Raw genomic sequence first — 21645 nt, 5'->3', positions numbered from 1 at the left:
ATGCTACGGGTCAGCCCTTGACGGCCCCCGCGGTCATACCGCTGATAAAGTATTTTTGGGTCATGAAGAATATGACCATGACTGGCACGGTTACCACCGTGGAGGCTGCCATCAGCAGGTCGTAGCGGGTATTATATTGCCCGACAAACAAGCGGATACCGACCGGAATCGTCTGTACATCAGCGCTGGTTGTCAAAACCCAGGCGAAGAGGAGCTCATCCCACGCCGTAAGGAAGATGAATATGCCTGTCGCAATAATGCCGGGCAGAGACAACGGCAGAATGATTTTGTAAAAAGCCTGAAATTTCGTACAGCCGTCAATCGTGGCCGACTCTTCCAGGTCTCTTGGAATTGAGACAAAGAAACTTCGCATAATCCAGATACTGATTGGGGTGTAGAACGCCGTATAGACGAGAATCATTCCCCAGTACGTATTGATCATCGGCAAACCGAACGTATTCTTGATCCACAGGAACATCAGGTAAATCGGGAACAGGAACATAATCCCCGGGATCAGCTGGGTGGATATGATACTCATGCTGAACAGCTTCGATCCGGGAAAATCAAACCGGGCCAGCGCATATCCGGCCAGAACGGCAAAGGAGCCGGCAAGCAGGGTTGTCGCACCGCAGATCAGAAGGCTGTTGCGGAAATAGGTGGCAAAATTCACCGTATCCCACATATTGATATAATTGACCCACTGCGGCTTCGGCAGGCTGAAGGTAGTGATCCCGTTCAGAATTTGGTCATTGGAGTGCAAAGAGGTGAAGATCATCCACAGAATGGGAAATACCGTCAATACAACGATAACCCAGGTCAGTGAAGTCAGCAGGAACGAACTGACGGAACGTTTACGGTGTGTACTCATTGGGCATTCAACTCCGATCTAAAGACGCGGTACCAGACACCGACGACCATCAGCATGGCAAACATCAGCATGATTGAAGCGGCAGAGCCCGAACCGAAGGACCAATAACCGAAGGATTGGCGGGTCAAGGCTGTCATCAGGAGGTCTCCCCATTCCCCCGGATATCCGGCACCGTTGCCGAACATCGTGGAGACGATGTTGTAGGAGTAGACATTGTTAATAATCTGGAATAAAAGCTGTACCGCAATAACCGGCTTAAGCATCGGCAGCGTCATGTTCCAGAACTGGCGGAATTTGCCCGCACCGTCAATGGTTGCAGCTTCATAGATATCTTCGGGAATGGTCTGGAGTCCAGCCAGGAAAATGACCATCAGGAACGGCCAGCCGCGCCAGATGGTTGGGATAATGATCGCCCAGATCGTATTCGGCCCCAGCAGCCAGAAAGGCTTCTCATTGAAGAGATGCAAGACATCGACCAGGAAATAGTTGATAATGCCTTCCTTCTGCCACATGAAACCCCAGAGCACACCGACCACATAAGACGGAACGACCCATGGGAGCAGCATGGCTGTGCGGGCAATGCTGCGTCCGGGAAAATCACGGTTCAGCAGCAAGGCCATCATCAGGCCCATGATCATTACACCGATCGTCACAATGACCGAATAAATCGCGGTGTTGCGGATGGCAAAATTGAGCCCCTGGCGGACCGGGTTATCGGTGTTGAACAACAGGCCAATATAATTGTCGATCCCCACAAACGGCGCCTTGAGATATTTGCCCAGTGTAAATTGGTTCAGCTTCAGGAATGACATCCAGAATCCCTGAATCATAGGGAGCAAATGCACCAACAGCATGAAAATGATGGTCGGCACCATCAGCATGTAAGCAAATTTATTCTCTCTGACCCGTTTGCGCCATAGTCCGCGCTTGTCGGAAGCAGCCTTCGCAGGCAGATTTTTTTCAGTATGGAGCCCCATCTCTTATCCCTCACTTTACTAATGGAAGAACCGCCGCACCCTATCGCGCGGCGGCATCCCCCTAATCCTCATCATTATTGGTTAATAATTGCTTTGACTTCGGCCGCTGCAGAATCCAGCTCTTGCTTGACGGTTTCTTCACTATATTTGCCCTTCACACCGGCAACAATATCCCAAATGTTGGCAAAATGCTTTTGCAGCGCCGTTTCCGTAGGTCCCCATTGGGGAATGGATGGATAGGTTCTTCCGTATTTCGTGGCTTCCGAGAATGCTTTCATGCTGGCATCCAGATCAGGCGATTCCAGAAGTGACAGTCGAGCCGGGAGCTGGCCGGATACGGCAGCATAAGCCTTCTGCGCTTCATCGCCGGTCAGGTACTTAATCAAATCCCAAGTCGCTTCCTTGTTCTTCGAGCCGCTGAATACGGTCAGCTCGCTGCCGCCGACGAAGGTAGCTTGTCCGCCCGGACCTGCAGGAAGCGGAGCCACCGCGAAGTTCTTGGCCGCTTTCTTGTCATCCATACCGCCGTTTGCTTTCGGTGTCGCAAAGTTCTTGGCGAGCCAAGGGCCGGAGATAATGACCGCCGATTTACCGTCGCCGAAGTCGCTCTCAATCTGCGACGAATTCTTCTCAAGCGAAGATTTATCCACAAGGCCTTCAGCGGCAAGTCCGGTGTAGAACATCACGCCGTCAAGCCCCTTCTCTTCGTTGAAGGCAACATTTTTGTTATCTTCCGAGAGAACATCGCCGCCTGCAGCCCAGATCCAAGGGAAGATATTATGCACTACGTTCCAGTCGTTTTTACCTGGAAGTCCGAGTGCAGCGATCTTTTTGCCGTCAACGGTCTGTCCGTTGACCGCTTGCAATGCGCTTTTGAAGGAATCCCAATCTTTAAAGGCTGTTGCTGTGTCCACACCGGCTTGCTTGAATACATCTGTCCGGTAGTATATTGCCCGCGCATCCACGAACCACGGCACCCCGTATACCTCGCTGTCGCCCGCGATAGAGGTAGTCGTCCAGATGGCCGGCAGGAAAGCCTCAGCACCGCCTACATCGGCTACTTTGTCCGTCACTTTGTCAATACCGCCCATGCTGGCGATTGCCGGTACCCAGGTTGATCCAAGCTGCAGCAGGTCCGGACCTTCCCCGCTTGTAGCCGCTGTCGTAATCTTGGTCCAGGCAGAGCCCCAGTCAAGTACCGTTACCTTCATGGTGACATTCGGATGCTCTTTCAGGTAAGGTTCAAGCGTCTTCAGGAAGTCTGCATCCGGCTTGGGACTGTTCGGCATCACCCAGGCGTTTAGGGTAACAGGGTCTGTGCTTGGCGTAGCAGGAGCGGCAGTTGCACTGGAATCTTCTTTCTTTCCTCCGTTGTTAGCCGAACTTGATTGGTTGTTATTGCCTCCACATCCGCTGACCACTACTGAAAATGCCATGAGTAGTGCGGTGATGGATACTGCTGTCTTTTTCACAATAAATCTCCCCCATTGTCGTCTGAAAATCATGGAGAACGGCTGCCCGTCCTCCATGTACTGATTATAAAAGTGTTTCTTGCCGGTCTAAATACCAAATCGCAAGCCTGGATAACAAATTCTAAAGCTTGTTCAAGGTGCAGCTACGGTTCCGTTGTTCGTCAGCACAATGTCATCGACGTCCACCGCAAGATGGCCTGTACCGCCATCCGTTATATTCCCCAGCTCAAAAGAAATCCGGCCGATGGAGGTGCTGCCTCCGGCAACATCGAATTCCAGGGTATATTCCGCGTATTCCGTATCAAGATCTACCACCTTGCTCGTATACCCGTTCCAGGTGTAATTGTTCGCGACATCCAGCCAGCCGATGCTGATGTTCATTTTGCGCGCTGCTTCTGCCTTAGCTTTGAAGGTAAGTGTATAATGATTGCCATCGTTGTAGGCTACTCCCTCGTAATAGACCTGCCGGTCCCAGCTGTTCGTCCCTGTGGAACCGACCTGGATCTGCAGCGCCCCATTCACATTGTCAATGGACAGCTCGCCGCTGTCGGAGGAATAGCTGCTCCAGCCCTTAAGCGGAGCCGAGAAGTCTCCGTTTGGAATCAGATTCTCCCCATACGCCTCACCCGCCATGACCGGGCTCACCTGCAGCAGGGAAATATTGCTCAGTCTAACCGTATGCTCTCCCAGCAGCCCGTTAACCTTGCCCAGACTGAACTGCAGCACAGCAGCGGGATCGCTTGCCGGAGCAGTGAACAGATATTCATAATGTCCGCCCGCTTCGCTCAGACTTACTGTCTCGTTCGTATACGGGGTCCAATTATTGTCCGAAGTACCGTCATGCTGAACAAGCACCCGGATATCTCTGGCTATTGATGCCTCCCCATCGAAGCGAAGCAGGTACTTCTTGCCCAATTCTACCGGTACTCCCCCTTGCTTCACCTGTACGTTCCAGTCTTCATCACCGGTGCCGCCAAGGTCAACCCGCAGTGCACCATACACAGCGTTCATTACGGTGTTCTTCACCGGATTACTGTCCCAATCCCTCTTGTACAGCGTCCAGCCTTCGGTAGAATCGCCCTTGAAGCGGCCGTTCACCACCAGCTCGCGGGTCAGATCCAGCCAGGCCAGATTATAGCCGCTGCCGCCAAGACGGAAGTAATAGATTCCGGCAGGCAGCTCAAGCGGTGCCCCGATGATTGCGCGGTAGGAATGAAGTCCTCCGGTATCTCCGATTGCCGTACTATAGACAGAGGTCGTCACTACACTCTGTTTGCCGGCATCCAGAACCGACAGCTCCAGCCCGGAGTCTGCCTGTATACTGGATACCCGGGCCACGGGAACAATGCTGGCAGCCTGAGGCAGCACCACTTTGTATTCTACATAGTCGCCCTGGTCCATATCCGTGATGTCCTTGCCGCCTTCGCCGCTCGGAATCAGGCCGGTACCCGATGATCTCCAGTTCTGGTCCCCCCGCAGATGCAGGTAGTTAGTGAATACAGGCGGATCAATCATCCTTACCAGACGTACATTGTCAATCTCGGTCTGCCCCGGAGCCTGGCCCAGAAGGAACGATAATGTACCTTCAGTTCCGGACGCGCCGGACAGCTCTATTTCCGCTGTATAGCTCTTCCACTCCGGCGTCAGAGTGAATGTTGCCCCGTCAGGATAGACGGTCTTCCCATCGCCGCCGTCCAGCTTGATGCCGACCGGCTGCTCCTGCTCCGATCTCGCCTCGAACGTAAGCTGATAGACTCCCCCGGCTGTCACAGGGATTCCTGTCTGGATCAGCGTCACATCCTCAGCCGAGCCTCCGGCTGTCTGGACATCTGCCTTGAATTCACGCTTCATCAGCGGCAGTTCCAGAGCATTGGTTACACTGGCTTTCGCAGCAGCGCCCGATTCCGGCTTAACGGCGAAGGTCCAGTAGCCCAGCCGCCCTTCTCCCAGCTCGAATCCGCCATTATAGATCAGGTTGCCGTCAGGCAACGGAGTACGTACCACTGGCAGGGGCTCCGTCTCTACCACCCTGACATTGTCGAAATAGGCTGCAATGTCGTTCAGACCAAGATTGAACTCGAAACGGACATTGTTATCGGAACTCTTCGACATGTTGAAGGTATATTCATACGATTGCCAGTTCGGCGTAAGCTGGAAATTGCGTTCCATGGAATAAGCCGTCCATCCGCCGCCGAATTCGGTCAGCTTGCTCATCAGCGGTCGGGCCGCATCCGCCTTGGCATCGAATGTGACTTTGTAGGACTTGCCCTTCTCCAGCAGAAGCGGCTTCTGAGCGAGCTGAATGGAATAGTTCTGGGTTCCAGCTTTGCTGACAGCCACCTTCACCGCCTTACCCTTTTCTATATCGTCAACGACGGAAGCTGTTCCCTCACCCCCCGCATTCTCGATCAATTCCCAATATTCCGGCGGGCCTTGAACCGCTTCTGCACCCGTAAAGTCACCGTTATAAATCTGGTTCCCGTCGGCAAGGGCAGGGCGCTGCGGAGTCGACAGCTCCGGCTTTGTCGGCCGTTGTCCTGTTACGTCCGGCCATTGATCGAGCTTGTTGTACTTGTAGACCCGGACATAATCGACATACATTTTGTCCGACTGGAAGTCAGCTGCCGGGTTACCCGGCCAATCGCCGCCCACTGCCAGATTAAGAATCATATAGAACGGCCGGTCAAACGGTGCGGGATAGGTATAATAATCCGGCTGGCCTTCAGCCTTCGTTCCCCAATCGCTTGTTTCAAAATACATTTTACCGTCCACATAATACCGGATCAGTCCCGGGAGCCATTCCAGTGTGAAGTCATGATAAGCATCAGCGAACGTCGTGCCCTCCGGCAGAATGTAGGTCTTGGACTGTGACGTATGCGGGATGTCGTAATGAAGCGAACCATGAACCGTTCTCGGGTACAGATCAGCCTTCTCTGCATCACCGGCCACCGGTCCCGTTAATTCCATAATGTCCATCTCGCCGCTTCCCGGCCAAGGTCCGTACTGCTTCTCTTCGTCGGTTGGCATCATCCAGATGGCCGGCCACATGCCCTGCTGAATCGGCAGCTTGGCGCGCACCGTGAATTTGCCGTAAGTCCAGTCGCCCTTCAGCTTGGAGGTCAGCTTGCCGGAAGTATACGACTTCCCGCCGTATGCTTCCTTCCGTGCTTCCAGTGCCAGCACACCCTGTCCGCTCTCGGTTTCGAGCGAAGCGTTGTCCGGATGATAATATTCGAGTTCATTGTTGTATACCGTTCCGGTATCCTGCACATTCCATTTGGTCTTATCTATGGAGCTACCGTCGAATTCGTCGTTCCAGACCAGCTCCCATGGATTGTCAGGGGTTGGCGGAGTAACCACCGGTGTTGCAGTCGGCGTTGCCCCAGCTGTCGCTGTTGGGGCAGGTGTCATAAGTGCAGGCGTTGGCATCGCTCCGCCTGAATCCCCTCCGCTCCCCGTAAAGGTGGCGGCTGCGCTTGCCTGCGGCAAAGCTCCATTACCGGACAAGCCCCGAAGCGTCTCACCAGCCTTGAGTGCTAGGCCGTTGAGCAGCACACGATCCGCTTGGGTCTCCAGCAGGCCGATGTCCCCCCGGTTCATAATCTCTGATCCGGCAGCGCCGGGACCGATAATCAGTGCTTCCACCCTTGTGCCGGCCCCAATCTCAACCTTGGCCGGCTGGAGCAATTCAATCCGGGCTACGGAGCTGCTATCCTCCAGCACGAGCCGTACCGGGGCTTTGGGCTTGTTCAGCTTGATCTGTCCCAGTGAAGATTTACGGAAAACTACCGAATGGTCACCACCTCCCGAGATATGAGTGGTTCCCTGCACCTTGATTCCCGAGAACGATACCTCTCCCTCTCCTACTCCGGCAGTCACATAGAGATTCCCGCTAACCGGTCCGCCTTCGATCTGTACATTCGCCCGGTTCACAATTACATTGCCGGACACCCCGCCAATCGAATAGCTTCCTTCGCCTGAACTGATCCACCCGATCATCCGGCCCAGGAGCTCCGCCAGTTCAGCCCGGGTCATCTGCGTCTGCGGATTCAGCTTGCCATCCGGCCCGCCGTGCAGGTAGCCTGCGTCAAGCATGGCACTCACTGCTTCCCGGGCATAGCCGCTGACCGCTGATCCGTCAGGCTGCGCGGCCAGCGTAGTTGGCGAAGCCGCCTCCAGGCCGAAAGCCCGGCTCAGCATCGTCATGGCCTCCTGCCGGGTTACAGCCGCTCCCGGCTGAAACCGTCCGTCCGCGTAACCTTGGATTATGCCGGCTGCACTAATCCCGCCCACATCCTTGCCATACCAGGAAGAAGCGCTTACATCACTGAACACAGCCGTTCCCGGAGCTGAGTAACGAAACACACGGCCCAGGATAACCGCTATCTCTGCGCGCGAGATTGCACGGCTTGGTCCAAATCTTCCCTGCCCATTCCCCTGCAGGATTCCGGCGGCTGCCAGCCTGTCCACCGCTGGCGAAGCCCAGTGCTGATTCATATCGGCAAATGCTGCCTTTCCGGCTACAATAGCGCCGCTTGTGCTTGTGCCTGCGGCTGATACGGGAAGCTTTTCCAGTCTCTCTGCTCCTGCCACTCCCGTGTTTCCCGGAAGCTGAATCCCTGACAGCAGCATACCGGCAATCAGCAGCTTGGATATTCCTTTACGGTACATTCAATAATCCCCCTTATGCAGAACCTTGCAGAATCCGGCGTTGCCGCCAGTCGATTTCAGTATAGAGCCCGTATCCCGGAGGCGACATACCAATTCGTTAGCACATATAACAAAGATGCAACTTCCTCATTTATAGGAGAAGTTATCCTGTAAACAGACGCTGTCCAGGGTCCACACACAACAAAAACCAGCTCATCCTGGACCAGGATTGGCTGGTTTTTGTGTTGTAGAAGATTGAAGACCCGTTTCGTGGAACATCCACCGCAGGCTTGCGGATGAACTGCTTAAGAGCAAACAAGGCTGACCCAAGCATCCATTCGATGCTTTGAGGTCAGCCCCACGGCGAATCTATGTAACTTTATCCGGGAATGAATCAGGCTAATGATCAGGAGGATGCATGGATCTGCGGGAAATCCTGTGCAACATCTTCACCCGAGAACAGATCGTCAAGCGAACTGAGCGTGCCATCTTCTTCAACCTGATAAACCGACATTTTCTCGCCGTTGACCGTAAGTTCGATGAAACAGCCCCAGCAATAGAACTGGTGGGAACCGATCTTGCCGATATCCTTGGAGTTGCAGTTTGGACACTTCATATAATACATTCCACCTATCCGTTAACAATATTAATGGCTTTTTGAAGCCGTTCTTCGCTCATCGCAGGAACCAGTACCGAATTCTCCCCGATAGACATTCCTTCAGAACAAGGCAGCCATTTGCGGCCTTCGATCAAATCAGTTACAAGCCCGTCACTGATTTCCAGCGCTACTATTGTGTTTCCCATCTTTTGGTCAAAATAAACATCGGATATTCGTCCAAGTATCGTTCCGGATGCTGTAAGCACCTGCAAATCCTTCAACTTGTTCTTTCCCAAGAGGAAAGTATACGGTATATGGTCAGCGTCGGTCTTAACAATCGACTCTTTGTTGCGGATCATGACAGCATCTTCGCCATAAGCGACAATATCATCCCATGCCACAACTTTCACATGACTGGAGAAAAAAGTTTTGCTTTCCAGTTCAATACCCGTAATGTTCCAGTTTGAATCCAGTCCAATATCGATTATTTCACCGACTTCAGTACCTTCTTCAACTTCATATACGGTGAGGCCAATCATATCTTGAAGTTTCATGGCGTTCAAAGTCCCCTCACCTTAAATAGTGCTTACGAGTTCCCTGAAGCTAGAAACCTTCCAAGCGGATGCCAGACCGCAAAAATGCCTAGTCTTTAGTACGCAGCCGGTTTAAGATGGTTCCAACTTTTTGGGCAACAACCTGCATTTCTTCATTAGTATTACCCAAACCTGTACTAAAGCGAATCGCCGAGTTCAAAAGTTCTTCCGGAAGCTTCATCGCCTGCAGGACATGCGAGATTTCCAGAGAGCCCGAGGTGCAGGCTGAACCACTGGCGGCCGCAATCCGCTCCATATCGAGATTCATCAGCAGCACATCTGTCTTCGCACCCGGGAAGCTTACATTCAGAATTCCGGGCACCGTCTGCTGTTCATTCCCGTTAATTACATATCCGCCGGCTCCGGCATGCTTGTCCAGCTCCTGCAGCAGTGTACTCCGCAGTCTGACAGCCTGCTCATGATGCTCCGCAAGTCCGTCTACCGCCAGCTCTACTGCTGTGGCGAAGCCGGCTGTACTTGCCAGGCTCTCCGTACCCGCGCGTCTGCCGCGCTCTTGAAGTCCGCCATGTTGTCTTGGCTGCAGCGGCGCTCCCCGCCGGACATACAATCCGCCAATCCCCTGCGGACCGCCAATCTTGTGGGCCGAGAAGCTCATATAGTCGACAGGCAGCTCGCGGAGCACCATAGGCAGCGTGCCCAGGGCTTGTACAGCATCCACGTGAAAAAGAATGCCCCGCCCGCCCGCTAATCTGCCAATCTCTTCTATAGGCTGTACAGTTCCCACTTCATTATTCACAAACATTACGCTAATCAATACTGTATCCTCACGCAGGGCAGACTGCACATCCTTGAGAGAGACAAGTCCTGTGGAATCTACGGGAAGATAAGTAACCTCGAAGCCCTGTTGCTCCAGTTGTCCGCACGTATGCAATACCGCATGATGTTCTACTGCTGTGGTAATGATATGTTTACCCTTATGAATAGAAGCATAGGCTGCGCCGAACAGAGCGAGGTTATCGCTCTCTGTACCGCCGCTGGTGAACACCCACTCATCAGGGGAACAGCCCAAAAAGCCCGCGATCCTGTCGCGCGCTCCATTTACGATTCTTTTGGCCGACCGTCCGAACTGGTGCACACTGGACGCATTGCCATACTGGTTCAATAACATATTGTACATAACCGTTGCCACCTCCGGATGAACCGGTGTTGAGGCGGCGTGGTCCAAATAGATGGGTTTCATGACGAGATTCTCCGCTTCTTGAAATTCAGGATTTTCTTACAGGACTACTCGATTATACTGCTGAACGGTTTCTTTTACCACCTGTTAATAAACACAATATTGTAACATTTGTCCATGGACCGGATCTTCATTTTCAGCTGGGATTCAGCGTATTTTCAGCCTGCACTCAGCTTTCTTTCCGATGATGTAACGTGGGCTTTTGAGAAAATAAAGAAACATATATTGAGAGGAGACGCCAAATGTCGCTATCGATTAACAATTATTACAATAAAAAGTACTATGACAACTACGATCTCACCAGTGGCAGCACAAGCGCTGCCCGCAAAAGCGCCGCCTCCAACCAAGAAGCAAGCAGCTCAAGCCTTACAGATGCTGCGGATTTCAGTGAAATCGCCAAGCTGTTCTTCAATCTGGAGGGAACAGATGATGCCGGAGAAGACGAATACACGGAGCTATATTCGCCAGCCTCGCTGGGCTCCGCAGCGGGCTCTCAATACGGCGGGGATATGAAGTCTCTGCTGGCCCAAATTCAGTTGGGCCTTGGGCTTACCGAGACGGATTCAGCAACAGGGGTTACCGGTGAATCCGGCAGCAGTCTGGGCTCTTTACAGAGTCTGCTCGGCAGCAACGGCCTCTCCTCTTTAAGCGGGGACGGGCTCTTCTCCTTGGTTCAGTCCGTTACATCTGATTCTTCCGCGGCTGGATATGCCGGAATTAACTCTTTGGATACAGCTAATGAGACTACGGGACTTCCTGCAATGCTGCAAGCCATGGGCGGATTCCCCCCTCCTTTGGGCTGGAGTTTGGATAGCCAGGACAACTCAGACAGCTCTGTTAGCACGGATAGTACAGACCGCGCTAACACGCTCAACGGACTAACCTCTCTTGAAGCGGGTCTCACTTCGGAGGATATGATGTCCGTGCTGGCCCAGCTGCAGAGAAGTCTTGGAGCATCTGCAAGCAGTTCAAGCACAGCTGACAGCAGCAACAATCCGCTCGCTGCAGTTCAAACCATGCTATCCGCGAAGAACTTCTCTACGATGACCAACATTGAGCTGTCCAGCTTGTTCGGCAAGGTCCTCGGGACGCTCGCCTAAACAGAACCGGTTTGCATTTCATAGGAAGCCCACAACTCACAGAAAAAGCTGTTGCAGAGGTTCGAAACCCCTGTAACAGCCTTTTTGTGCAAGCCGCTCAGCAGCTATTGCACCGGAGAATCCGGTTGCTTCAATCTGGAAGCGAGCTGGTCCTCCGATATCACTTCAATCCCGTGCAGCCGCAATAGAGCGGAAGTCACACCCTCACCGGGTATTTTCACACCGGCAAATGCTCCGTTATAGATCATGGAACTGCCGCAGGACGGGCTATTTTCCTTAAGCACCACAAGAGTCGCCGCTAAGCTCCTTGCCTGCTCCAGTGCCGCATAGGCTCCCTCTATATACATGGCAGTTACATCATTACCTGTTCTGCCGACCACCCGGGCCCGGCCCTCCAGCACATCCCTGCCGCTGCCGCCTACGATCTCGGCAGGCTCCCGCGGGGTAGAGAAGCCTCCCATCAGCTCGGGGCATACAGCAACCGCCTGATGACTGTCCAGCAGATGCCGGATGCTCTGATCCAGACAATCCGTGCCGTTATATCTGACCTTCATCCCGGCCAGACAGGAACTTACGATAATCATAGCAGCCGCCTCTCCTTCGCAATCCTCAGCTTCATCCTATATAATGCTATACAAGATGTTCTAACATGAGAAATATAGGGGAGCATAGCACGAAGCTGCAATACTGTAAATGCTGTAATCATTGATTACTCAGGGGGGCACGGGCAATATGTGCGGAAGATATACCATTACCGTAACACTGGATGAACTGATGACAAGGTACTTTATCGGCGATACTTCCTTCGACCAGTATTCACCGAAGTTCAATGCGGCTCCAATGCAGTATATTCCGGCGGTCATTCATGACGGCAAACAGAATAAGCTTGGTCAACTGCGCTGGGGACTTCTGCCTTCCTGGTCCAAGGAGGACAAGAACGCCGCCAGGCTGATCAATGCCCGCAGTGAATCGCTGCTGGAGAAAGCCTCCTTCAAAGGGCTGGTCGCGTCCCGCCGCTGCATCATTCCGGCAGACGGCTTCTATGACTGGAAGGTCTATGAGGGCGGCAAGCAGCCGATGAGAATCACCCTGCGGGACGGGCAGCTTTTCTCTATGGCCGGCCTGTATGATATTTGGGTCGACCCCAGCGGCAAAAGAATCGCTACCTGCACCATCATCACCACCGCATCGAACAGCCTGATGGAGGAGATTCATGACCGGATGCCGGTCATTCTGAGCAGGGAAACAGAAGCACAGTGGCTGGACCGCAGCAATCAGGACATTCCCGCACTAATGAAGCTGCTGCAGCCTTATGACGCAAGGCAGATGCTTGCTTATCCGGTCTCATCAGCCGTAGGCAACGTACGCAATGACTACCGGGAGCTGATTAACAGAGCCGGGGCAGATGCTGTATAAGCGTGGCTTACAGCACTCTGTCTGGGATAGTCTCCAGTTCCTCAATCTGCCACCCGGCATCCGTTTTGACCAGATGAAGATGCATGGCATGCTCCTTCTTTTGCTTATCGCCTTCTGTATACGTCAGCGAGGCTTCCGCCTCCAGTCCATCCTGTTTAATATCAAATTGGATCTCTGAATGATACCCCTCTAAGGCTTCCCTCCAGCCGGCAAGATCCTCTCCGTTAATCTTAGCCCCGGCGTTATCGATGCGAAGCCGGGCCAGACGCTCCTCCGTTTCCGGTGACTGCTCAATCTTAAGTACACTCAGACTCAAATACTGCAGGATCACATCCTGAATTTCCTGCGGGTACTCTGGAATAACGACTTTCGTCGCTCTCAGTACCGCTTCTCCCTTCTCCAGTATGTAAGTACGGTCCAGGGAATAATAAAAAGTGCTATAGTCATTTCTGTACTGCTTATAACCGTCATATTGACCGTCCCGGTCATTGTCTGATATATAATCCTCGCCCTGCCCGGTCGCCGCAGCACTGTACACCTTCCGCACCACCTGATCTCCGGAAATCTCCAGCACCGCGAAGCCTGACATTCCGCCACCATTGGTAAGGCCGCAATAAATGAAGGTCTGCGGCAGATCCTGCAGCCGGATCAGCCTGAATCCCAGCTTCTGATATCCGCCCTCTAAATCGTGTGTCAGCTCCTCGATCTGTCCATCCCTGTCTCTCAAAACATGCAGCTCCGAAACGATGGAATATTGCGGATCCGCCTTATCAAGCTCCCCGTATCCAAGTACAATTTCATCATTTCCATCGAGATCCAGATCTTGTTTGGCGGAGAACAGCAGCTCTCCCCTCATGTCCCCATGAACAGCATCCATGTATTTCTGGAGCGGCTGTGCTTTTCCTGGGAACCAGGGGCTGGAAAGAACGCAGCCGCCGGACTGGAAGCTGGCTGCCCGGTCTGTCCGGGAGCGGGAGCTCGCGCCGGCGATAGCACGGGCTGCCCAGAAGCCGCGGACACCGGCGGTTCAGAAGATTCACTTAAGTCTGGCGCTTCCGGAGCAGCCGGTGAGACCGCAGCAACGGAAGATTCCGCCCCTGCAGAAGTTCCTGCTGGAATCAACTTGTCCGCAGAACATGCCGCCAATAACAAACTTAAGAAGAATAATGAAGCAAGTTTCCATAGCTTGGTATTCAGAACTAGCCACCTCAAATTTCTCAGTATGCAGGAAGTAAGGGATCCCTGCTGGTAAAATATTCTACATCACTGTTTAGAATCCCTTTTCTGGGTAATCCACCCACCAGCCTGAACCCCGTCTCTATAACCGTTCATCTGGTGTTTAAGTCCTATGTACCCCGGGTATTAACTAAAGCTCATTCATTTGTTCATAATTCAGTATCCACCACATTAATCCCAGGAGGAATAGACATGGCTCTTAGCAGACAAGCACTGACCACAACACCAGGCACATCCATTGAGCTGGAGTGTCTCTACCATTCTCCGCAGGGCAAATGGGCGTATCCGTATAGCGAGAAGATCTTCCATTTAAGAGTCCGCAGTAAAAAGAACAATGTGGAACGGGTTTTTGCGCTGACGGGAGACAAATACGACTGGGAGCATCATCATCAGGAGCTGGAAATGCTCAAGGTGGCAACAGATGCGTATTTTGATTATTGGGAGGCTGAGATCGTACCTGAGCGTAAACGTTTCTCTTACGGCTTCAGGTTCGAGTCGGGGAAAGAAACGGTATGGATGGTAGAATCCGGCTTCCATACGAAAGAGCAGCCTGCACCTCCCGGAGGCTATTATGAAATGCCTTATATCCATGAGGTTGATCTGCTGCATGTTCCCGGGTGGGCTGAATCGGCTGTATTCTATCAGATCATGCCGGACCGGTTCGCCAACGGAGATCCGGGGAACGATCCGGAAGGAACGCTTGAATGGGGCGGCACACCGACGACCGACAGTTATTTTGGCGGGGATCTGCAGGGGATCATTGATCATCTGGATTATATTCTGGAGCTTGGAGTGACCGCGCTGTATCTTACTCCGATCTTTGAGGCACCCAGCAACCATAAATACGATACGGTAGACTACGGAACGATCGACTCCAGCTTCGGAGATGTGGAGCTGCTGAAGCAACTGGTCAGCCTGGCTCATTCCAAAGGGCTTAAGGTAGTGCTGGATGCCGTCTTTAACCATACAAGCGCGGAGTTCCCGCCATTCAAAGATGTAATTGAACATGGGGCAGACTCCAAATACGCCAATTGGTTTCATATCTATGATTATCCGGTTAAGGCGGAAGGTAACACCCCCAATTATGATACGTTTGGCTTCTTCGGCGGGATGCCCAAGCTGAATACGGCCAACCCGGAAACCAAAGAATATCTGCTGGACATTACCCGCTTCTGGCTCAGTGAGGTACATATCGACGGCTGGCGGCTGGATGTGGCCAATGAGGTAGACCATGTATTCTGGCGCGAATTCCGCCAGGCGGTCAAAGAGATTAACCCGGAGGCGTTCATCATCGGTGAGGTATGGAGCGATTCCCTTAGCTGGCTCCAGGGGGATCAGTTCGATTCCGTAATGAACTATCCTTTCTCTGACCGGCTGCTGGAGTTCTTCCAGGGAGATGAGATGGAGCCGGAGGCCTTCGCCTCCCACATCTACGGATTGCTGATGCGTTACCCGCGGCAGGCAAATGAAGTACTGTTCAATCTTCTCGCCAGCCACGATACCCCCAGAGTCCTTACCCGGCTCGGCGGGGATACCCGGAGACTGAAACTGACAGTCACCTTCCTGCTTACCTTTACCGGAACGCCGTGTATCTTCTATGGAGATGAAATCGGACTTACGGGAGAAGATGACCCGGATTGCCGTAAATGTATGATCTGGGAGGAGGAGCGTCAGGACCGTGAGCTATTCAGCTTCTATCAGCGCATGATTGCCCTGCGCAAGAACCATGAGGTACTGCGTACCGGCCACTTCCGTTTCCTGCAGAGTGATGCAGATAGCCGGGGCCTCGTGTACGAACGTTTCAATGACAACAGCCGCTTTACCGTCTGGATGAACAATTGTAGCGAACCGTTAACCCTTCAGCAGTCATTCACCGGGGGCAACTGGCAGGATGCCTTCAGCGGTGAACCAGTGGCGATGGATGGTGAAGGAATCAGACTTACGCTGGAGCCGCTGGGGTTCAGGATACTGCAGAGCGTGGTTGAGGCTGCGGATGACAGTGCGAAGCCTGAGAATTAATTGATCTGGGCAGCCTGCCCAAAAAGGAGGTGCTCCTGAAGCCATTACTGGCTGTCCGGGACACCTCCTTTGCGTGATTACAGGTAAGTATGCGGCTATGAACGCCTCCGCACTGTAATCGCAGGGACCTTCCGACCGCTCACGCCTTCGTCTCCCTACTCGCGCACACTATTCGGTTGCTCACTTTGTCGATTCTCCTTACTGCCTGGACAATCATATAGTCGCCTTGCACTTCGTATACCGTTTCGCGACTCAAGTTCGCCGTACGCACCGTAGACACTTGTTGGTCGCCAGTTTTGCCACACTGCCCGAAATAAGTGGATTTTCAGCATCTATTCATCTCTTGGAACTCACTTTACGGGTAACAAGTGGATTAATTCCACTTATTTCCATCCCATTCCCTGTTATTAGGCAGCGCCAGTGAATATAAGTGTCGTTTATCCAACTAATCCTGCGCAAACAGCAAATCCCCCAACTTTAGATGTCGTTTATCCACTTATTTCCCCGGCGCAGATAGCGCTACTTATATAAACCCCATCCGCGCTATTGATCTCCGGTCTCGCGGTATAACCCAGGCTCTCATAGAAGCCTACGACCTGCTTTTGGCTGGTAATTACGCTCCGCTGAATGCCTAGCTTCCTGATCCATTGCTCGGCGGCCCCGATCAGCTTCCGGCCATAGCCTTGGTGCCGGAGGAGAATGAGCACGCTGTCGCCACCGCCCGGATTAATCTGAACCATTGGAAATACGCCAAGATCGTCCATGACTGTCATCCTTCCGCCAATGCCGGGGGATGCGGAGCATTTCTTTCGTTTTCCTATAGGCGAATTTAACGAATTGGAGATTCCAGGCGGGGACGTTCTCCCGCATGCAGCAGATACAAGCACAAGCCCCTCAATTGCGGGTAACTATATTCTTGTCCTATATTGTTAAATGAAAAAGCCGCAAATAAGCGGCTTTTGATTTTCGGCTTATGCCTAGTGAATTGTAATTACAGGTTGATCTTTACGATGAAATTGTCATAGCTTTATGCACGCTAAATCTAAGGTATGAGGAAGCTACCCGAAGAAAGGCTATGTGCTCTGAGTGGGTTTCTTACGTATGCTTGTGAGTTCAAATGCCTCTTTAGGAATTCCCAATTCATGAGCCTTCTTCTTTTTAATCACCATGGCTTGTTGTAAGCTTGTAGCTTGAAATTCAATTGTAGTGCCAAGCGGATCCGCAAATGCATAGTAGCTTTTTTTATTGGACATTAACTTAGGGCCTCCTCATCTTATTCTCTAATGATTGTGCAATTCAAAGCCGCTCACCGAGTTTCCGGGTAGCCGGAGCTTATCTGTAACTGCTTGCAATGAGGCTGGATGGCAAATCACCCTAATAGTGTGCGTCTCCTCTTAGAGAACTATTCGCGAAGACGGCCTTTAAACAAGCCGCCCTTTCAGTTTCTTGTTTCACGCGTTTCACGCACTCAACTGGCTAAAATCACAAAAAGAAACCGTCCTTTGGAAAATGGAGTTGGGGACCACAACCATTTCAAAGGAGAGGTTTCTTTTGTACGTTCAATATACTAATGGACCAACTTTGGCCGAGACTGCTGAAATATGAGCAATACCAAACCCATTAACCGAGCGCCACTGTACCGTATTTCATCGTTATTCCCATTCCTTTCATTACCCTTTCACACCGGACATCGTAATGCCCTGAATGTAATAGCGCTGCAGGAACAGAAACAGGATCAGAATCGGAACCGTGGAAATGGTACTTGCGGCAAGAATCTTAGACCAATCTGTTCCTTCCACCGAGGAGAACGTGGCAATGGCTACCTGGATCATCTGTTTCTTTTCGTCATTGATAACGATTAGAGGCCACAGATATGAATCCCAGTTGCCAAGAAAGGTCATCAGCGCCAGGGTGATCATCGGCGGGACAGCCGCAGGCAAGACAATACTGGAAAAGGTCCGGGACATCGAGGCCCCGTCGATTTTGGCCGCCTCCAGAATCTCATCTGGAATTTCCGCGAAGAACTGCCGCAGCAGAAAGATTCCGAACACAGACAGCATCGAAGGAATCACCAGCGCCTTATAGGAGTTAAGCCAGCCGAAATAATTCATCAGCAGATAGTTTGGGACCAGCGTTACTTCACCGGGAATAATCATCGCCGACATGAATAGTGCGAAGACAACCGCTTTTCCACGGAAACGCAGCTTGGCAAAAGCAAACGCCGACATCGAATTCACTAGCAGCACCAGCAGGGTTACAATCCCAGCAACAAACAGTGTATTAGCGATATAGCGGAGAAAAGGGTTGCCCTCACTGAAGATAACCTCTTTGAAGTTAGCCAGCGTCGGCTGGACAGGAACGAACAAATGAATATTCAGGCTGGAGGAGTACTTGAACAATTCCTCATAAGGGCGTAGTGAACCCGAAATCATCCAGAGGATCGGGATAATTGAAATGACAGCCAGGACGGTCATAACCGTATACTTGGCAATGCTTGCAAAGCGGTTCATGTGGATTCCTCCTAGTAGTTTTACGAACAGCCGCTTCCTTAAAATTCCCCTGCAGCAAAATTGACTACAGAAGCGTCTCCATTAATGTTCTGCGTTCCGGAACAGTCTCATTTGCACGAGCGAGATGGCTAGAACAATCGCGAACAGAATAAAGGCGGCAGCGGTGCCGTAGCCCATCTGCATCTGCTGGAAGGCCATTTTATAAATATAATAGACTGCGGTTTCGGTAGCCCCGTTGGGTCCTCCACTGGTCAATACAAACACAAGGCCGGACAGCTTAATGGCATCAATTGTCGTCATAATCACAACAAAGGCCGTGGTACGATTCAGCAAAGGAAGCGTAATGCGGAAGAACTGCTGTATTTTTGTAGCACCGTCTACCCGGGCCGCCTCGTATAAGTCTTGCGGAATGTTGTTCAGTCCGGCCAGGAAGATAATCATGAAAAAGCCTACGCCTTTCCATATTCCCAGCATGATCACGCCGTTCATCGCCGTATCCGGGTTGGACAGGAAATTGGTAGTGGGCAGATGAAGCGTCTTCAGCACATTGTTCAGAATCCCAAATTCCTTGTTGTAGATCAGTTTGAACACCGTTGCGGCCACTGCCGTAGAAATGACAACCGGAATGAAATAGAGTGTGCGGAACAGACCGGTAAGCTTGAACTTTTTCTGGATTAACAGTGCTAGGCCCAGTGAAATCGCGGTCTGAATCGGAATAACAATGATGGCAAAATGAAACGAATGCCTAAGACTGGCCAGGAAATCCCTGTCCGTCACCAGAGACCTGTAATTGTCCAGCCCGATGAAGCTGCGGGTCGATCCTACCAGGTTATAATTCTGAAAGCTGATCACAAAGGCTTGCAGCATCGGATAGAACACAAAGATGAGCAGCAAAGCAAAAGAAGGCAGCACGAACCACCAGGCGGTTATTTCTTCTCCCCGCAGAAACCGGCGGGGCTTTTTGCTTGATGGGGCAGTTTTGGAGGCAGGCTTAGCTGCCGCTGTAACGCTTGTCATGATCTTTTCACTCCATTTCAATCCGGTTTATAGACGTACACGTTCATTACGGCATATATTTGCCCACCCGGGGCAAGAGCTTTAATCTCCGTCTGGCCTTCCTTCAGCCCCTTTACGACCGCGGTTGTTCCGGAACGGCTCTCCACCTGTGCAACGGCCTCATCACTCGACACCCAAGTAAGATCCTGGGGAGCTGCTAGCGGAACGACCGCCGCTGCCGCTTCCATAGTGCCGCCAAGCGGAACATCCACACTAGATTGGCTAAGCAGGACGCGAAGCGGTTCCGAGCTATCCGGATCCTCATTCCGCCATACACTGTCCATCGGATAAAAGACGGCCTTGTCCAGCGTCACGTCCCCCTTTTTCACATACAGCTCCAATCCATTGCTGGTAGCCCCCGGGAAAAGAATACTGGAAACCACAGTCTCGCCGTCTGCGCCGAACACCTCCAGCGTCGATTCATCTACATAGATATGCAGCCTGATTTTACCGTTTACCGCTCTTAAGGGTGCCTGAACCGTTTCGGCAAACCCGGCTTCAAATGAACTGTCGCCGGACTTAGTTCGATCCACCGTCAGTGTTGAATTAACGTTGTTATAAGATATAATTGTCGCCTGATCTCCGCCTTTTCTCAATTTGAATCCGAATTCCGCCTCTCCCTTCACGGTGAACTCGGTATCGATTTCATAGGAAGTCCCGTGCAGACTGGCCAGGGGATTGTTGCCTGGCTCGAGCCGCTGGGTTCCCACCTTGACCGCTTGGCCACGCAAAGCTCCCAGCTCTTGCACCGGCTGCTGGACGAGGCGTAATCCCTCACCGGGAATGTCGCGCAGCTTCAGCTCCCGTGGCAGCGACATATTCCCTTTCCACGGAGCGCTTGGCATAGAGAACGGATAGCGCCAATTGGACATCCAGCCGACATAGATCCGGCGCCCGTCCGTCTGCGGAATATCAGAGTAGGACACTGCGGCGTAGAAGTCTTTTCCGTAATCGGTCCACAGCACTTTGGAGGGCTCATTCTCGTTCTTGAATGTCTGTCCGTCAAAGCTACCAATAAAATATTGCGCCGCCGAGCCACGGGTTGAGCTGTTATTGCCGATGCTGAGCGCCAGCACCCACCGGGTCTCCTTGCTGCCTTCCACGGGAAGCTCAAATAGATCCGGACATTCCCAGACGGCGGCATGTGAGCCCTGATCGGCGCCGAATTCGCTGGCCAGCTGCCAGGTCTTCAGGTCTGGAGAGGTATAGAATCTCACACGGTTGTCCACCGAGACAACCATCACCCAAGCGTGTGAAGGCTCATGCCAGAACACCTTGGGATCTCTGAAATCCTTGAGTCCTGAATTAGGAATCACGGGATTGCCCTCATATTTGATCCAGGTGCGTCCTTTATCAGAACTGTACGCCAGGCTCTGCGACTGCATTCCTCCTTTGAAATGGGTGAAGATCGCAACCATTCCCGCTTTTCCGCCAAAAAAACCGCTCGTATCCTTCCAGTCCACCACGGCACTGCCCGACCAAATCTCCCCGAGCGAATCGCGCAGGAGCGCTACCGGCAGATGCTGCCAATGGATCAGATCCGTGCTGACGGCGTGACCCCACTGGCCGCTGTTCTGGTAGAACTGGTGATATTCACCTTCGAAATAAACCATTCCATTCGGATCGCTCATATTCCCGCTTTCCGGCGACAGATGATACTGCGGACGGTATAGCTCCGTGTAGTAATTGGGAATCGCAGAAAACTGAAAGGCCGCAGGTGCAGTATTAGAGATAGCATTGGACGGAGTTTTAGAATCAGAAGTATTGCTGGTATGATTGCTGTTGCCGCCAATATTGCACCCAGCGATAACCAGCAGTACAACAGCCACACCTGCCAGTTTGCTTGTAGTTTTGATCTCTTTATGTGCTTGCTTCTCTCCAGAAACATTCATACTGCATACTCCTATTCCTTGTTTAGTTGACCCTATTGTAGCTGAACGGCTAGAGAAATC

Annotated in this window: 17 protein-coding genes and 1 pseudogene; 3 read left to right on the top strand and 15 right to left on the bottom strand. The window is 52.2% G+C overall.

Annotated elements, in window-relative coordinates:
* Positions 1-10: 10 nt before the first annotated feature.
* From MKX70_RS13380 to MKX70_RS13350, 7 genes are all read right to left on the bottom strand, one after another.
* On the bottom strand, positions 11-868 hold the full coding sequence (locus MKX70_RS13380; RefSeq protein ID WP_042238649.1) for a carbohydrate ABC transporter permease: 858 nt from the start codon (positions 866-868) through the stop codon (positions 11-13).
* Positions 865-1845, bottom strand: a complete 981-nt coding sequence (locus MKX70_RS13375; RefSeq protein WP_081956639.1) for a carbohydrate ABC transporter permease — start codon at positions 1843-1845, stop codon at positions 865-867. The genes MKX70_RS13380 and MKX70_RS13375 overlap by 4 nt, the downstream gene beginning before the upstream one ends.
* A 74-nt stretch (positions 1846-1919) precedes the next feature.
* Positions 1920-3317: a sugar ABC transporter substrate-binding protein gene (locus MKX70_RS13370; protein WP_052416677.1), complete on the bottom strand. Its 1398-nt coding sequence runs from the start codon at positions 3315-3317 to the stop codon at positions 1920-1922.
* A 132-nt stretch (positions 3318-3449) separates the two neighbouring features.
* Positions 3450-7988, bottom strand: coding sequence for a carbohydrate binding domain-containing protein (locus MKX70_RS13365; RefSeq protein WP_052416678.1), 4539 nt, complete (start codon positions 7986-7988; stop codon positions 3450-3452).
* Positions 7989-8373: 385 nt separating this feature from the next.
* On the bottom strand, positions 8374-8583 hold the full coding sequence (locus MKX70_RS13360; protein ID WP_039300906.1) for a hypothetical protein: 210 nt from the start codon (positions 8581-8583) through the stop codon (positions 8374-8376).
* A gap of 14 nt (positions 8584-8597) precedes the next feature.
* Entirely contained in the window at positions 8598-9119 is a 522-nt protein-coding gene (locus MKX70_RS13355; protein WP_042238653.1) for a PRC-barrel domain-containing protein, read from the bottom strand.
* 88 nt (positions 9120-9207) lie between these two features.
* Complete coding sequence (locus MKX70_RS13350) at positions 9208-10359, bottom strand: cysteine desulfurase family protein (protein ID WP_042238654.1); 1152 nt, start codon at positions 10357-10359, stop codon at positions 9208-9210.
* A gap of 239 nt (positions 10360-10598) precedes the next feature.
* On the opposite strand from MKX70_RS13350, the gene MKX70_RS13345 reads away from it, so the two are divergent.
* Positions 10599-11456 carry a hypothetical protein gene (locus tag MKX70_RS13345; RefSeq protein ID WP_340840170.1) on the top strand — a complete coding sequence of 286 codons (858 nt, stop codon included), beginning with the start codon at positions 10599-10601 and terminating at the stop codon, positions 11454-11456.
* Positions 11457-11560: 104 nt separating this feature from the next.
* Here the strand turns inward: MKX70_RS13345 and MKX70_RS13340 are convergent, their stop codons facing one another.
* On the bottom strand, positions 11561-12040 hold the full coding sequence (locus MKX70_RS13340; protein ID WP_042238656.1) for a DUF523 domain-containing protein: 480 nt from the start codon (positions 12038-12040) through the stop codon (positions 11561-11563).
* Positions 12041-12188: 148 nt separating this feature from the next.
* On the opposite strand from MKX70_RS13340, the gene MKX70_RS13335 reads away from it, so the two are divergent.
* A complete protein-coding gene (locus tag MKX70_RS13335) occupies positions 12189-12872 on the top strand; it encodes an SOS response-associated peptidase (protein ID WP_042238657.1) in 684 nt (227 codons plus the stop codon).
* A 7-nt stretch (positions 12873-12879) separates the two neighbouring features.
* On the opposite strand, the gene MKX70_RS13330 is transcribed toward MKX70_RS13335, so the two are convergent.
* Entirely contained in the window at positions 12880-13749 is an 870-nt protein-coding gene (locus tag MKX70_RS13330; protein WP_042238659.1) for a hypothetical protein, read from the bottom strand.
* Between the two features lie 551 nt (positions 13750-14300).
* On the opposite strand from MKX70_RS13330, the gene MKX70_RS13325 reads away from it, so the two are divergent.
* On the top strand, positions 14301-16127 hold the full coding sequence (locus MKX70_RS13325) for an alpha-glycosidase (RefSeq protein WP_081956640.1): 1827 nt from the start codon (positions 14301-14303) through the stop codon (positions 16125-16127).
* 488 nt (positions 16128-16615) lie between these two features.
* Here MKX70_RS13325 and MKX70_RS13320 read toward each other — a convergent pair whose 3' ends face one another.
* From MKX70_RS13320 to MKX70_RS13300, 6 genes and pseudogenes are all read right to left on the bottom strand, one after another.
* Positions 16616-16891 (bottom strand): GNAT family N-acetyltransferase, encoded by a 276-nt coding sequence (locus MKX70_RS13320; RefSeq protein ID WP_052416679.1) that lies wholly within the window; start codon positions 16889-16891, stop codon positions 16616-16618.
* 309 nt (positions 16892-17200) lie between these two features.
* Entirely contained in the window at positions 17201-17380 is a 180-nt protein-coding gene (locus MKX70_RS13315; protein WP_042238662.1) for a hypothetical protein, read from the bottom strand.
* 121 nt (positions 17381-17501) lie between these two features.
* A pseudogene (locus tag MKX70_RS33415) lies at positions 17502-17597 on the bottom strand (hypothetical protein); the annotation flags it as partial.
* A 200-nt stretch (positions 17598-17797) separates the two neighbouring features.
* Complete coding sequence (locus MKX70_RS13310) at positions 17798-18637, bottom strand: carbohydrate ABC transporter permease (RefSeq protein ID WP_042238663.1); 840 nt, start codon at positions 18635-18637, stop codon at positions 17798-17800.
* An 81-nt stretch (positions 18638-18718) separates the two neighbouring features.
* Positions 18719-19654 carry a carbohydrate ABC transporter permease gene (locus MKX70_RS13305; protein WP_081956642.1) on the bottom strand — a complete coding sequence of 312 codons (936 nt, stop codon included), beginning with the start codon at positions 19652-19654 and terminating at the stop codon, positions 18719-18721.
* 17 nt (positions 19655-19671) lie between these two features.
* The gene (locus MKX70_RS13300) at positions 19672-21585 is read right to left on the bottom strand and encodes a glycoside hydrolase family 32 protein (protein WP_340840169.1); all 1914 of its coding nucleotides are present in this window, start codon (positions 21583-21585) and stop codon (positions 19672-19674) included.
* Positions 21586-21645: the final 60 nt, after the last annotated feature.

Source organism: Paenibacillus sp. FSL R7-0312 (assembly GCF_038004445.1).
Taxonomy (GTDB): Bacteria; Bacillota; Bacilli; order Paenibacillales; family Paenibacillaceae; genus Paenibacillus_AQ.
The sequence above is the reverse complement of the archived record's forward strand: the minus strand, read 5'-3'. Positions and strand labels throughout refer to the sequence as shown.